Here is a 12,843-nt window from a genome sequence, read left to right on the forward strand (position 1 = left end):
TCGCCCTTTCATTAGCAGATTAATTTATGAATCGGTTCTTATTGTGGTCTGTTTTTTTTGGTTGGCTTCGGCTTTTTTGATTAATGCGATTAGCTTGTTTTCATAGTGTTGTTCTAGTTCTGTTAGACGGCGCAGCTCTTTTTGAATCTGTGGGGCGTCTTTTTCTGTTAAGGTTCTAGACGGGATCGGGATGCCGTATTCTTCAGAATTTATTTTTGTGATTCTTTCCAGGTAACTATCTGGCTGGTTTTTTAAGTTTAGAATGTTATGCCTTGTATTTTGAAGTTTGGCTTCGTTTCTAGCTATTTTATTTTTAATGCTAGCTATCGTGCCTTCTGACTTGATCAGGTAGGAAACATCGGTTTTGGTGCTGGTGGAATTTGCTAGGCTGGTGGAGGCTATGGGGGTGTTTAAGCTTTCCCGTGATGAACTCAGGCTTTGTGTCGAGTTACTGAGTAATCTCTCCCTGCGGGTAACCGGCCTCCCCAGAATTTTACTGAAGATTGACCGTAAGGGCATATGTCCGGTTTCATCCCTTTGATTCACCGGATCTCCCAAGCAATAAACATACGTATTCAACCCACCTCTCCCAAACGGACTCCAACTGTCCGGACTGTTGAATCGCATCAACACCGGGTTAAACGCCCGATAACCATTGCCCAACAAATAGTGCCCGGTCACCGGGTCTGGCCGTTCGCCGTTGAAGCCGAGCAGGCCGTTCTCTGGAATGCGATGACCATAAGGTGTATAGGCGAGGTGATGGGGGCGTGTGGCGTCGAGGATGGCCAGCACCGAGCGTTGCTGATCAGTGGCGAGCAAGTGGGTTTCCTGCATGCCGTTCTGGCGTTGTTGCTGCGCCAGCAGTTGGTCTTCGTGCTGGAGGATCGAGCGCTGTATCGCGCCTTGAATCTCGGTGGCCAGGCGGTCTTTGAGGTAGAAGCGTTGGGTGCTGGTCTGTGCCGCTGGGGTGCAATCGGCCAGGCGGTCCAGTGAGTCATAGCGGTAGCGGCAGAGCAGGGTTTTGTGCTGGGTTGGCATGGGCGGGGCTCCCTGGAAGGCGCGGCGATTCAGGGTTTTACTGTGGCCCAAGCGAGCGGGGTTGTGTACTAGCAGAACTGCTAGGGTCGGCGGTGGGAGGTGACGCAGAGCGTCACGGGCGGCATTTCCACGTGGAGCATGGGAGCGATCAAATGATCAGTCTGAGCATGCTCGATCTACAACGCTGCCAACGCCCCTTGATACAACACCGGCCCCGTCGGTTGCCCGGTGGGTGAGCCGCCCTCCGGTTCCAGGCTGACCGCCAGTGCAATCGGTTCGCCTAGCAGTGCCTGCTGTTCACCGTTCAGTCCAATCCGACCTTGGCCGCCCACCGGGATCATGCCCATTGAGAGGGGTTTACCGTCGGCCGGAATCGCCCACAGTTCCAGGCTGCGACCGGGGGCGACGGCGGGCAGGGTCAGGGGGTCGACTTGCAGATAATTGTCGTGGGCCTTGATGTGCAGGGCCGGTTGGGCGCTGGCGTCGAGCAAGGTGGCGCTGTAGCGGGCGTTGTCGCGGTGGTAAAACAGCCCCAGGGTCAGCGCCACCAACAGCAAGCAGATCGCCGCCGTGATGCGCAACCCATTCCAGGACGGACGTCTGGCCGGTACGTGCAGGTGTTGTGGTTCGATGCGCGCGTTGATGGCGGCCCATACCCGGTCTGGCACCGGGACGGCCACCAGGGGTTCATTGAGCCGGGCCAGGCTTTCTTGCCATTTGGCCACCTCGTTGCGCAGTTCGGTGTCGTCCAGCAGCCGCTGTTCGAAACGCCGGCGCGCGGGTACCGACATCAGGCCAATGGCGTAGTCGGCGGCCAGCGCTCGGCGCAGGCGGCGGTTATGAATGTTCATGACTCCAGGCACCTGCGCAGGCGTTCCATGCCACGGCGAACCGAGGATTTGACCGAACCCGGGGACGCGGACAGGTGCTCGGCCAGTTCCCGGCAGTTCAACCCCTGAAAGTAGGCCGCGCTGATCGACTGGCGCTGTTTGTCATCCAGGGTCTCCAGGCTGCGGTTCAGCGCATGGGTTTCGCGGTCGCTACTGAAAGATTCCTGGGTTGAAGGCGCATTGTCGGCCAGTGCCTGTTCCTCTTGAGCGGTCAGGCGCCGGTCGCGGTGTTTGCGTAGCTGGTCGATGGCCTGGTGGCGGGTGATGTTGATCATCCAGGTCATCGGCGCCGACACCTGCGCCTGATAACGCGAGGCGTTGTTCCAGATGCGCACGAAGCTTTCCTGCAGTACGTCTTCGGCCATCGCAGGGTTGCCCATGAAGCGCAGGGCCACGCCATGCAGGCGTGGTGCGGTGCTGCGATACAGGGTCTCGAATGCACGGCGGTCACCGAGTGAGCATTGCGCGAGGAGCTGGCTGAGGGAATCGGCGTCGGCGGTGGAAATGGTCATTCTCCAGGCGAAAGCGGTGCGCGGGCGGGTTATGGGCGTGGTGCTCACAGGCTAGCCCAGCCTGGGCGGTCGTGCCATTCATCGGCTGCTGGTGCGGGTGTCACGGTCCTTATGCATCTCAGTGCTGAAAATGGATGGGTGAACGCGGAACATTCCCGGGCCGGTTTCAGTCAAAATGGCGGTTCGTCGCCCATGAAGGGCACCTTTGAGAGTTCAGGAGTTGGTTTCGATGAAGATTTCACGCGGTTTTGCTTTGGCTTCGCTCATGACTCTGGCGGCCAACCCGGTCTTCGCCGGTTTCAGCCTGAACGATGTAGCGGGTGCAGTATCGGGCATGCAAGGTGGCGACAAGGCCGCAGCCACGGCCCCAACCTCGCAGGCCGTCGGTTTGCTGAGCGCCTTGAGCGCGCTGAACGTGACGCCGGAACAAGCGATTGGCGGCACCAGTGCGATGTTGGGCCTGGCGAAGAACCAGCTCAGTTCCACTGACTATTCGGAGCTGGCCAAGAGCGTGCCGGGGATCGAAAAACTGGCGGGTGGCGGTGAGCTGGGCGCCCTGGCGGGCTTGCTGGGTTCGTCCGGTAAAACGGCCGGCCTGGAAAATGCCCTGGGCACGGTCAAGGACACCAATGACCTGAATACAGCCTTCAGCGCACTGGGCATGGACGGTGGCATGGTTGGCCAGTTTGCCCCGATCCTGCTGCAGTTCCTGGGCCAACAGGGTGTGGCCGGTACGCTGCTGCAGAGCCTGGGCGGTATCTGGGGCGCCGGTAGCTGATTCAGCGACGCTCGGCGCGCAAGGCGTCGATGCGTGCGTCTTTCTCGGTCCAGAGCTGGTTGAACCAGTTCTGGACGTCTTCCCGGAACACCGAATCGTTTTCGTAGTCGCCCTGCCACAGTGCCGGGTCCAGCTCGCGGGTCTTGATGTCGATGATCACCCGTGGCACCGCGCCGCTGATCAAATCCCAGAACCCCGGAATCTTCGCCTGTGGATACACCACGGTCACGTCGAGGATGGCGTCCAACTGTTCGCCCATGGCGGCCAATACAAACGCCACGCCACCGGCCTTGGGCTTGAGCAGGTGCTTGAAGGGGGATTGCTGGGCGCCGCGTTTGGCTTGGGTGAAGCGCGTGCCCTCCAGGTAGTTGACCACGGTCACGGGTTGGCGCTTGAACAGTTCGCAGGCCGCTTTGGTGATTTCCAGGTCCTTGCCTTTCAGCTCCGGGTGTCTGGCCAGGAAGGCTTTGCTGTAGCGCTTCATGAACGGGTAATCCAGTGCCCACCAGGCCAGGCCCAGGAACGGCACCCAGATCAGTTCCTTTTTCAGGAAGAACTTGAAGAATGGCGTGCGCCGGTTGAGGGTCTGGATCAGTGCCGGGATATCGACCCAGGACTGGTGGTTGCTGACCACCAGGTAGGAGGTGTCGACCCGCAGGCCTTCGCCCCCGCGAATGTCCCATTGGGTGGGGATGCACAGGGCAAAAATAAGCTTGTCGATTTCGGCCCAGGTCTCGGCGATCCACATCACCGCCGCGCTGGCATAGTCGCGATAACGCCCGGGCAGGAGCAGTTTGAGCAGGGCAAACACCAGCAATGGCCCGATCAGAACCAGGGTGTTGAGTAACAGCAACAGGGTGACGAAACAGCCGGTGAGCAGGCGGCGCATAAATGACTCTTGGCAATCCGTGGGCGCGCCATGATAAGCAGCTTCGACGCGCAGGCCAAATGTGGGGGCCGACGAATGTTTCACCTTTGCCCCTCTAACCTACTCGCAATGATCGTTCCCACGCGGGAGCGCGGGAACGATCATCGCCAATGCGGTCTAAAATCCCGTTGTCCTACTCCCAGGGAATCCCTTACGTGAAATCCGTCCTCGCACTGTTATCCCTCCTGGCCCTGCCAGTCATGGCCGCCGAACCGACCCTGTACGGCCGTTACGAGTACATCGCGCTGCCGGAAATCGGCGGTGAAGTGCTCAAGGCCAAGATGGACACCGGCGCGTTGACCGCCTCGCTGTCGGCCAGGGATATCGAAACCTTTACCCGCGATGGCGAGGAGTGGGTACGTTTCCGCCTGGCGACCAAGGATGCGAGCAACAAGGTCTACGAACACAAAGTCGCGCGAATCAGCAAGATCAAGACCCGCTCGGAAGAGAGCGACGATGAAGACGAAGAGGTCGCACCCACCAAGCGGCCAGTGGTCGATCTGGAGCTGTGCCTGGGCAACGTCAAGCGCACGGTCGAGGTCAACCTGACTGATCGCAGCAGCTTTAACTATCCGTTGCTGATTGGGGCGAAGGCGTTGCGTGAATTTGGCGCAGCGGTGAATCCGGCTCGGCGCTTTACGGCGGATAAGCCGGACTGTTGAAACAGCAGAGTGCCTATCAATAGTATGGCTCTGTTCTTCGGAATGCCTAATGTGACAAGCTGCCGTGGGGATCACGGATTCGGCTCAATTCGTCTCTGCGGATTGCAATGCTAAGTCTTGCCAGTGAGTAGTTTGGATCGTCGGGGCTTATGTGCGGAACGGCTTCGTCATAAGTCGGGAGTCCGGCATTTTCCCCCGTTGTGGAAGTAGATGGTAGTGCCCGGCCATTCATTGTTTCAGAGGAATTGTTCCTCCCGCTATACATTCCACTGGTAGGTGTATGAGGCCTTGGTGGAGGGTTGGCAACCGACCTTCCATATGATTCAGATGAGGGGCCTCCTCGACCATATATCGTTTGTCCAGGCGCGAAGTTACCTGGAGTTGAGCCTATAGCTGGCGGTGGTGGAGGTAAATCCACTACGAGTTCGATGCGCGTCCATTCAGGCATCTGCCTGGTTGGGACATTCGCGACGGTCGTTAAAGGCGCTGCTCGATTTGTGTTAGCCAATGGGGTAATCAATGGACTAGGAGGGACTACAGCTATCGTAGTAGGTCGTCGTAAACTACGTAAAGTTGGCAGAATCGTGAAGTGTCCGTTTGGATCTGTTAGATTAACCGGATCCCCTACGCAATACGCATACGCATTCACCCCCCCCTTGCCAAACGGACTCCAACTGTCCGGACTGTTAAACCGCATCAACACCGGGTTGAACTGTCGATACCCATTCCCCAAATGATAATGCCCGGTCAGCGGGTCCGGCCGTTCGCCGTTGAACCCGAGCAGGCTGAGCAAACCATTTTCCGCTGGGCGATGGCCGTAGGGGGTGTAGGTAAGGTGATGAACTTGAGCCGCGTCGAGGGCGCTCAATACCGAGCGTTGTTGATCCGTCGCCAGTAGGGCCGTATTGGCCTTGCCGCTCTGGTAGCTCTGTTGCGCGAGCAATTGATCGTCGTGCTGGAAAATGCGGGTGTGCAGTGAACCCTGGATTTCAGTGGCCAATCGACTCTTGAAGTAAAAGCGCTGGAAGGTGGCCTGGTTCAATAGTGAGCAACCGACTTGGCGATCTAGCGGGTCGTAGTGATAGCGGGACAATTCGGTTAAGCGCGAGGAAGCAGGCATCAACTTTGCTCCATGCAGGATCCCAAAAAATGAACCTTGAGCATCGGCGCTTTTTCAGCCGTTGCCTACTATCAGAACTGCTAGGTACTACAGTCCCGCCGCTGATTCACCGCTGTCGGATTGACGACGACTGCGCCTTGGGGCACCGTTCGTCCATTCAATTGCCGGGCCTGGATGCCATGCCTCATATCCTGATTGTCGAAGACGAAGCGGCGATTGCCGATACCCTGGTGTATGCGTTGCAAGGCGAGGGGTTCACCACCACGTGGTTGAGCCTGGGGGCGGCCGCGCTTGAGCATCAACGGATGACACCGGCCGATCTGATCATTCTCGACATCGGCTTGCCGGACATCAGCGGCTTTGAAACTTGCAAGCAACTGCGACGTTTCAGTGAAGTGCCAGTGATGTTCCTCAGTGCCCGCGACGGTGAGATCGACCGGGTGGTGGGCCTGGAGATCGGCGCGGACGATTACGTGGTCAAGCCGTTCAGCCCGCGTGAGGTAGCGGCGCGGGTCCGGGCGATTCTCAAGCGCATGGCGCCGCGTCCGGGGATCGAGTCCACCAGCGCGTTGTTTCAGGTCGACGGCGAGCGGGTGGTGATCAGCTATCGCGGTCAGCCGTTGAGCCTGACCCGGCATGAGTTTCGACTGTTACAGTGCCTGCTGGAACAACCCGAACGGGTGTTCAGCCGCGAGCAATTGCTCGATGCGCTCGGGGTGGCCGCCGATGCCGGGTACGAGCGCAGCATCGACAGCCACATCAAAAGCGTGCGCGCCAAGTTGCGCCTGGTGGCGGCCAACGCCGAGCCGATCCAGACCCACCGAGGCCTCGGTTACAGCTACAGCCCAGGGCACAGCTGATGCCATTGGGGATCCGGATCTTCCTGGTCTATGTGCTGTTCATCGGCCTGACCGGCTACTTCGTGCTCAGCACCGTGATGGAAGAGATCCGCCCCGGCGTGCGCCAGTCCACCGAAGAAACCCTGGTGGACACCGCCAACCTGATGGCCGAGATCCTGCGCGACGACTTCAAGGCCGGCACCCTCAATCAGAACCGCTGGCCCGAGTTGCTCAAGGCCTATGGCGAGCGGCAACCCGCGGCAAGTATCTGGGGCTTGCCGAAGAACCAGGTCAACCACCGTATCTACGTCACCGACGCCAAGGGCATCGTGGTGCTGGACTCCAGCGGCACGGCGCTGGGCCAGGACTATTCACGCTGGAACGATGTCTACCTGACCCTGCGCGGTCAATACGGTGCACGCTCGACCCGCAGCATTGCCGACGACCCCGGTTCATCGGTGATGCACGTCGGCGCGCCGATTCGCGACAACGGGCAGATCATCGGCGTGGTCACCGTGGCCAAGCCCAACAGTTCCTTGCAGCCCTACGTCGACCGTACCGAGCGCCGCTTGCTGTGGTACGGCGCCGGGTTGATCGGTTTGGGCCTGCTGTTCGGCGCGGCGCTGTCGTGGTGGCTGAGCAGGGCTTTGCGGCGTTTGACCGGCTACGCCCAGGCCGTCAGTGAAGGCCAGCGGGCCCAATTGCCTCACTATCGGGGAGGCGAACTGGAGCAGTTGGCCGTGGCCGTGGAGCACATGCGCACGCAACTGGAGGGCAAGGCCTACGTCGAGCGTTATGTGCATACCCTGACCCACGAATTGAAAAGCCCGCTGGCGGCGATTCGCGGTGCCGCCGAGTTGCTGCAGGGTGAGATGCCGGCGGCGCAGCAACAGCGTTTTGTCAGCAACATCGACAGCGAAAGCGCGCGGATGCAGCAGTTGATCGAGCGCTTGTTGAACCTGGCTCAGGTTGAACAGCGCCAGGGACTGGAGGAGCGGGTGGCGGTGCCATTGGCGGCGTTGGTGGATGAACTGCTCAGCGGCCAGCAGGCGCGGATCGAGCGCAAGCAACTGCGGGTCGACCTGCGGATTTCAGCGGATTTGAATGTGATGGGCGAGCCGTTTTTACTGCGTCAGGCGCTAGGCAACTTGCTGGAAAACGCCTTGGATTTCAGTCCGGTCGAGGGTGTGTTGCGCTTCAGTGCCGAGCGGCAGGGCGATCAGCTTGTGTTCAAGGTGTTCAACCAGGCCGAGCCGATTCCCGAATACGCCTTGCCGCGATTGAGTGAGCGTTTCTACTCACTACCCCGCCCGGACAGTGGACGTAAAAGCACCGGGCTGGGGCTTAACTTTGTCGAAGAGGTGGTGAAGTTGCATGGCGGGGCAATGCACGTCGGCAATGTGCCGGGCGGCGTGGAAGTCACACTGCAGCTTCCCTGACCCCCTGCGTGTGGCTTATTGAAGTGAGTGATCTCCACACAGTCTCCACATTGCCTCCATAAAACCCCCACAGCGCCCCCTCAGACTTTCCCTCATTCGAACAGGGAGAGACCCCATGAACCGCAGCCTGGCCTTGAAACTCGGGGCGATTGCCCTATTGATTCTGTTGTTGCTGATTCCGTTATTGATGATCAGCGGCATGATTTACGACCGCCAGCAACTGCGCGACGGCGTCCTCGAAGACATCGCCCGCAGCTCCAGCTACAGCCAGCAGTTGAGCGGGCCGCTGATGGTGGTGCCGTACCGCAAGGTGGTGCGTACCTGGAAACGCAACGAAAAAACCAACGCGCGTTATCAGGAAACCAGCCTGGAGCGCGGGCGCCTGTATTTCCTGCCGGAGCGTTTCGAACTTGAGGGGCAGGTGCAGACCGAACTGCGTGCCCGTGGCATCTACGAGGCGCGGTTGTTCCATGCGGATAACCGCATCAGCGGGCACTTTTCGATTCCGGAGCGCCTGGGGATCGAGGAAGACTTTGCCGACTACACGTTTGATTCGCCCTATCTGGCCGTGGGCATCAGTGATATCCGCGGCATCGAAAACGCCTTGCAACTGGAACTCGATGGCCAGCGCCTGGACTTCGTACCGGGCACCCAAGAGGAATGGCTGGGGGAGGGGGTGCATGTCACGCTGGCGCCACTGGACGTTCGCAAAGCCAATGAACTGACCTTCGCGTTCGACCTGCGCTTGCAGGGCACCGGCCAGTTGCAGATCACCCCGGTGGGCAGGACCAGCAACGTGACGGTGTCCGCCAACTGGCCCCACCCCAGCTTTATCGGCAACTACCTGCCGGCCCAACGAGCGATCAGCGCTGAAGGCTTCAAGGCCAACTGGCAGACCTCGTTCTTCTCCACCAACCTGGAAGAAGCGCTGAGCACCTGCGTTGTCCGTGACAGTTGCGAAGAGTTCAAAAGCCGCAGCTTCGGCGTGAGCTTCATCGACCCGGTGGACCAGTACCTCAAGAGCGAGCGGGCGATCAAATACGCCCTGCTGTTCATCGTGCTGACCTTCGCCGGGTTCTTCCTCTTCGAAGTGCTGAAAAGCCTGGCCGTGCACCCGGTGCAATACGCCTTGGTCGGCGTGGCGCTGGCGTTCTTCTACCTGCTGCTGTTGTCGCTGTCCGAGCACATCGGTTTTGCCCTGGCGTATCTGTTGTCGGCCAGTGCTTGTGTGTTGCTGATCGGCTTTTATGTTTGCCACGTATTGCGCAGTGCGGTGCATGGCTTGAGTTTTTCGGCGGGGTTGGCGGCGTTGTATGGGCTGCTTTACGGATTGTTGAGTGCCGAGGATTACGCGTTGTTGATGGGCTCGTTACTGCTGTTTGGGTTGTTGGGGGTGTTTATGGTGCTGACGCGTAGGCTGGATTGGTATGGGATGGGGCAGGGGAAGATGGGCAAGGTGGAGGTGGGAGGTGAGTAGGTCGTTAGGGTTGCGGGAGGATCGGGAGGCAGGGAGAGAGCTGGCGATCAAGATCGCCAGCCTGTTCATCTTGAGTCATATTGAGTGTGGAGATTTAGTTGTTAGTGGATGGGCTCCATGTAAGTTGCCGTATAACGGCGCTTTGGCTGGTCAGTGTTGGATTGGAGTGGATGTTGTTGAGTATTTTTAGATCGTCTTTGTGGCGGCTGAAATACATTGCTTGTGAGTGTAGGTTTAATACTGCTTGCCCTCTGGCGCTCGAAGTATTTGTCACCGTGGGATATTGTATGGTGCCAGTGAAATAATCAATTGCGCGTTGTTTTTCTGGGGAGTCTGGTATTTTTCCGAGTAGCAAGGTTCTTTCGTTAATTAGTTTGGTGTTGGCGGTTTCGATTACGTGGGCGTGGAGGTTGATGTCTTTGATGCTCATGTTGTCCAGTTTTATATTTGATGATCTTTCACCAAGTTGATAGCCTAAGACCTGGCCTTTATAAGTCATTCCTCGTTTCATGTTTGCGATATCGGAAGCGGTATTTATTATTTCTTGGCTGATTGCTGGTGTTGTCATGACTCTTGCTGGCGAATTTCTTGATCTAAACAAACTTAAAATCCCATGGAGTGAGTGCCCGGTGGGATCTACTTGATTCCTTGGGTCTCCTTCGCAATAGGCGTAAGCATTCAACCCGCCTTTCCCAAACGGACTCCAACTGTCCGGGCTGTTAAACCGCATCAACACCGGATTGAACTGCCGATAGCCATTGCCCAAATGATAATGCCCGGTCACCGGGTCTGGTCGTTCGCCGTTGAAACCGAGCAGGCTGAGCAGGCCGCTTTCTGCCGGGCGATGGCCGTAGGGGGTATAGGCGAGGGGATGGGGGCGGGTCGTGTCGAGTGCGCTCAATATCGAGCGCTGCTGATCGGTCGCCAGCAGGGTGGTATCGACCTTGTCGTTTTGGTGCCGATGTTGCGCCAACAATTGATCATCGTGCTGGAACAGATGGGTCCCGACTGCGCCCTGTATTTCAGTGGCCAAGCGGCTTTTGCAGTAAAAGCGCTGGAGGGTGGCCGGCTGCAATAGCGTGAGGGTGCAACCGGCCTGGCGGTCCAGTGGGTCGTAGTGATAGTGGCACAGTACGGTTTTGTATGGGGAAGTGGGCATCGACTGAGCTCTCTGCAGTTTGAAATATAGGTGCGCAGCGTGGATAGACCATCGCCAGTTCGAATGTCACTGAGTGCTCTAAGCCGGCTAATCAAATCCCGGTTCACCCTTACGGATTTCTCGGTTACTTATAGGTGGTTCTCCAAAGTACTGAGGGAATCTGCGATTTTTTTCTTGTTTTATTATGCTCAGCATCCGATCTCCTTCGGCACCTTCTTTTGCCCATGCACTTATTGCGTTCTCTTGCTGGAGTAGTTCAGCGTAAGTTGAGTGTTCTGCTGAGTTGGTAAATGCAGAAGGTGCTGGATGATTAGTTGAGTTATTTGGAGTGCCGTGTGCCCGGGTGGATAATGAAGTGGAGTGGGCAGGAGTTCCCTTTAGTTTATTGAGTTTTCGAACCAGGTTAGGAGTGTTAGCTTCACTGTTTGCGGGGCTCATGCTTGTTAATGTTTGTGAGCTAGCGATGTTCGGGTTGGGCGGAAGCTGTGCTGGAGTGTCCGATGAACGGCGCGTAGCGCCTGCTGTTTTTGTGAAAACGGAGGTCGAGCTTTTGGTGTTGCTTGGTGTTCTCAGGCCAAGGCGATTTCCAATACCCTTCCCAAAGCTTCTAATGACTTTAAAAAGTTTAAAGTGTCCCGTTGGATCGCTCCCAAGCACCGGCTCCCCTTCACAGTACGCATAGGCATTCAACCCACCCTGGCCAAACGGACTCCAACTGTCCGGGCTGTTAAACCGCATCAACACCGGGTTGAACTGACGGTAGCCATTACCCAAGTGATAGCACCCGGTGATCGGGTCTGGCCGTTCGCCGTTGAAACCGAGCAGGCTGAGCAGGCCGTTTTCTGCCGGGCGATGGCCGTAGGGGGTATAGGCGAGGGGATGGGGGCGGGTTGTGTCGAGCGCACTCAATACCGAGCGCTGCTGATCGGTCGCCAGGAGTGTGGTATCGACCTTGTCGTTTTGGTGCCGATGTTGCGCCAACAGCTGATCATCGTGCTGGAAAAGACGGGTCCGGACTGTGCCGTGGATTTCAGTGGCCAAGCGGCTTTTGCAGTAAAAGCGCTGGAGGGTGGCCGGCTGCAATAGCGTGAGGGTGCAACCGGCCTGGCGGTCCAGCGGGTCGTAGTGGTAGCGACACAACTCGGTTAGGCGAGATGAGGATGGCATCGACTGAGCTCCGTGCAGGGTCCAAAAAGCCGGACCTTCAGCATCGGAGTTTTTTCAGAAGTTGCCTACTAGCAGAACTGCTAGGTACTGGACCTTGCCGGCTTCACACCTTCGGCACAGTCGCCAGCATCGACGGCCGTTGGCTGACCTGCGCATACCAGGCGCTGAGTTGCGGATGGGCGTCACGCCAGTTCAAATCGGGGTGACGCAGGTCCAGGTAACTCAGGGCGCAGGCTACGCTGATGGCGGCGATGTCGAAGTGGCTGGTCAGTTCGGCGATGGCGTCGGCTTCCAGCACCGCGAGGGCGCGGCGGATTTTGTCGCGTTGGGCGTCGAGCCACTGGTCCCAGTGTTTTTCCGGGGCGCGTAAGGCCAGTTCGTAACGGATCGTCACCGAGGCGTCCATGATGCCGTCGGCCAGTGCGGCCAGGGTCAGGCGCCGCCAGCGGGCGCTGCCTTCACGAGGGATCAGCGGGTTGCCGACGTGTTGCTGGTCAAGGTAGTCGAGGATCACCCGGCTGTCGTACAGCACATTGCCGTCGGCCAGGCGCAGTGCCGGGATCTTGCCCAGCGGGTTGTCCTGGTTCAACGCGGCGTCGGGGCTGACCGGGCTGAGCTGGCTGTGTTGCAGGGCCACGCGGTCCAGTTGACCGGTTTCGTGCAACAGCACCATCACTTTGCGCACGTAGGGTGAGGCAGGGTTGTGGAACAGGGTCATGCTGGGGGCGGACATGGGCATTCCTCGGCGATCATCGGGGAGCAAGGGCTTAGCCTAGTGAGTTCCGGCGTGGCTGGCGAGCGAGGGTGCTCGCGCTTGGGAAGCGAAGCGATTTT

The 12,843-nt window shown here is 58.4% G+C and carries 12 protein-coding genes and 1 pseudogene; 5 read left to right on the forward strand and 8 right to left on the reverse strand.

Going from position 1 to position 12,843, the window contains the following annotated elements; translation table 11 throughout:
- Positions 1 to 24: 24 nt before the first annotated feature.
- The 3 genes and pseudogenes from CKW29_RS20105 to CKW29_RS20115 form a co-directional block, all read right to left on the reverse strand.
- The gene (locus CKW29_RS20105) at positions 25 to 1,038 is read right to left on the reverse strand and encodes an RHS repeat-associated core domain-containing protein (RefSeq protein WP_095148955.1); all 1,014 of its coding nucleotides are present in this window, start codon (positions 1,036 to 1,038) and stop codon (positions 25 to 27) included.
- A gap of 176 nt (positions 1,039 to 1,214) precedes the next feature.
- Positions 1,215 to 1,889, reverse strand: a complete 675-nt coding sequence (locus CKW29_RS20110) for an anti-sigma factor domain-containing protein (RefSeq protein WP_095148956.1) — start codon at positions 1,887 to 1,889, stop codon at positions 1,215 to 1,217.
- Positions 1,886 to 2,522, reverse strand: a pseudogene (locus CKW29_RS20115) (RNA polymerase sigma factor). The gene CKW29_RS20110 and the pseudogene CKW29_RS20115 overlap by 4 nt, the downstream one beginning before the upstream one ends.
- Before the next feature lie 147 nt (positions 2,523 to 2,669).
- On the opposite strand from CKW29_RS20115, the gene CKW29_RS20120 reads away from it, so the two are divergent.
- Entirely contained in the window at positions 2,670 to 3,218 is a 549-nt protein-coding gene (locus CKW29_RS20120; protein WP_095147192.1) for a DUF2780 domain-containing protein, read from the forward strand.
- 1 nt (position 3,219) lies between these two features.
- On the opposite strand, the gene CKW29_RS20125 is transcribed toward CKW29_RS20120, so the two are convergent.
- A complete protein-coding gene (locus tag CKW29_RS20125; protein ID WP_095147191.1) occupies positions 3,220 to 4,107 on the reverse strand; it encodes an acyltransferase in 888 nt (295 codons plus the stop codon).
- A 194-nt stretch (positions 4,108 to 4,301) separates the two neighbouring features.
- On the opposite strand from CKW29_RS20125, the gene CKW29_RS20130 reads away from it, so the two are divergent.
- Positions 4,302 to 4,808 carry an ATP-dependent zinc protease gene (locus CKW29_RS20130; protein WP_159950321.1) on the forward strand — a complete coding sequence of 169 codons (507 nt, stop codon included), beginning with the start codon at positions 4,302 to 4,304 and terminating at the stop codon, positions 4,806 to 4,808.
- A gap of 46 nt (positions 4,809 to 4,854) precedes the next feature.
- Here the strand turns inward: CKW29_RS20130 and CKW29_RS26345 are convergent, their stop codons facing one another.
- On the reverse strand, positions 4,855 to 5,928 hold the full coding sequence (locus CKW29_RS26345; protein ID WP_095147189.1) for an RHS repeat-associated core domain-containing protein: 1,074 nt from the start codon (positions 5,926 to 5,928) through the stop codon (positions 4,855 to 4,857).
- 179 nt (positions 5,929 to 6,107) lie between these two features.
- Here CKW29_RS26345 and creB point away from each other — a divergent pair, with 179 nt between their 5' ends.
- The 3 genes from creB (at position 6,108) to creD (ending at position 9,683) form a co-directional block, all read left to right on the forward strand.
- Positions 6,108 to 6,788 (forward strand): two-component system response regulator CreB, encoded by a 681-nt coding sequence (creB, locus tag CKW29_RS20140; RefSeq protein ID WP_095147219.1) that lies wholly within the window; start codon positions 6,108 to 6,110, stop codon positions 6,786 to 6,788.
- Complete coding sequence (gene creC / locus CKW29_RS20145; protein WP_095148957.1) at positions 6,788 to 8,206, forward strand: two-component system sensor histidine kinase CreC; 1,419 nt, start codon at positions 6,788 to 6,790, stop codon at positions 8,204 to 8,206. Before creB ends, creC begins: the two co-directional genes overlap by 1 nt.
- A 115-nt stretch (positions 8,207 to 8,321) precedes the next feature.
- The gene (gene creD / locus CKW29_RS20150) at positions 8,322 to 9,683 is read left to right on the forward strand and encodes a cell envelope integrity protein CreD (RefSeq protein WP_095147187.1); all 1,362 of its coding nucleotides are present in this window, start codon (positions 8,322 to 8,324) and stop codon (positions 9,681 to 9,683) included.
- A 94-nt stretch (positions 9,684 to 9,777) separates the two neighbouring features.
- Here creD and CKW29_RS20155 read toward each other — a convergent pair whose 3' ends face one another.
- The 3 genes from CKW29_RS20155 to CKW29_RS20165 form a co-directional block, all read right to left on the reverse strand.
- A complete protein-coding gene (locus tag CKW29_RS20155) occupies positions 9,778 to 10,842 on the reverse strand; it encodes an RHS repeat-associated core domain-containing protein (protein WP_095147186.1) in 1,065 nt (354 codons plus the stop codon).
- Between the two features lie 87 nt (positions 10,843 to 10,929).
- Positions 10,930 to 12,009 carry an RHS repeat-associated core domain-containing protein gene (locus CKW29_RS20160; RefSeq protein ID WP_095147185.1) on the reverse strand — a complete coding sequence of 360 codons (1,080 nt, stop codon included), beginning with the start codon at positions 12,007 to 12,009 and terminating at the stop codon, positions 10,930 to 10,932.
- Positions 12,010 to 12,112: 103 nt separating this feature from the next.
- On the reverse strand, positions 12,113 to 12,742 hold the full coding sequence (locus CKW29_RS20165) for a glutathione S-transferase (RefSeq protein ID WP_095147184.1): 630 nt from the start codon (positions 12,740 to 12,742) through the stop codon (positions 12,113 to 12,115).
- Positions 12,743 to 12,843 lie beyond the last annotated feature (101 nt).

Origin of the sequence: Pseudomonas sp. Irchel s3a18 (assembly GCF_900187535.1) — a bacterium.
Taxonomy (GTDB): Bacteria; Pseudomonadota; Gammaproteobacteria; order Pseudomonadales; family Pseudomonadaceae; genus Aquipseudomonas.

Coding starts and splice junctions, on each gene's coding strand:
- CKW29_RS20125 (WP_095147191.1), bottom strand. CDS start 4,107: ATGCGCCGCCTGCTCACCGGCTGTTTCGTCACCCTGTTGCTGTTACTC.
- CKW29_RS20105 (WP_095148955.1), bottom strand. CDS start 1,038: ATGCCAACCCAGCACAAAACCCTGCTCTGCCGCTACCGCTATGACTCA.
- CKW29_RS20120 (WP_095147192.1), top strand. CDS start 2,670: ATGAAGATTTCACGCGGTTTTGCTTTGGCTTCGCTCATGACTCTGGCG.
- CKW29_RS20165 (WP_095147184.1), bottom strand. CDS start 12,742: ATGTCCGCCCCCAGCATGACCCTGTTCCACAACCCTGCCTCACCCTAC.
- creB (WP_095147219.1), top strand. CDS start 6,108: ATGCCTCATATCCTGATTGTCGAAGACGAAGCGGCGATTGCCGATACC.
- CKW29_RS20110 (WP_095148956.1), bottom strand. CDS start 1,889: ATGAACATTCATAACCGCCGCCTGCGCCGAGCGCTGGCCGCCGACTAC.
- CKW29_RS26345 (WP_095147189.1), bottom strand. CDS start 5,928: ATGCCTGCTTCCTCGCGCTTAACCGAATTGTCCCGCTATCACTACGAC.
- CKW29_RS20160 (WP_095147185.1), bottom strand. CDS start 12,009: ATGCCATCCTCATCTCGCCTAACCGAGTTGTGTCGCTACCACTACGAC.
- creD (WP_095147187.1), top strand. CDS start 8,322: ATGAACCGCAGCCTGGCCTTGAAACTCGGGGCGATTGCCCTATTGATT.
- CKW29_RS20155 (WP_095147186.1), bottom strand. CDS start 10,842: ATGCCCACTTCCCCATACAAAACCGTACTGTGCCACTATCACTACGAC.
- creC (WP_095148957.1), top strand. CDS start 6,788: ATGCCATTGGGGATCCGGATCTTCCTGGTCTATGTGCTGTTCATCGGC.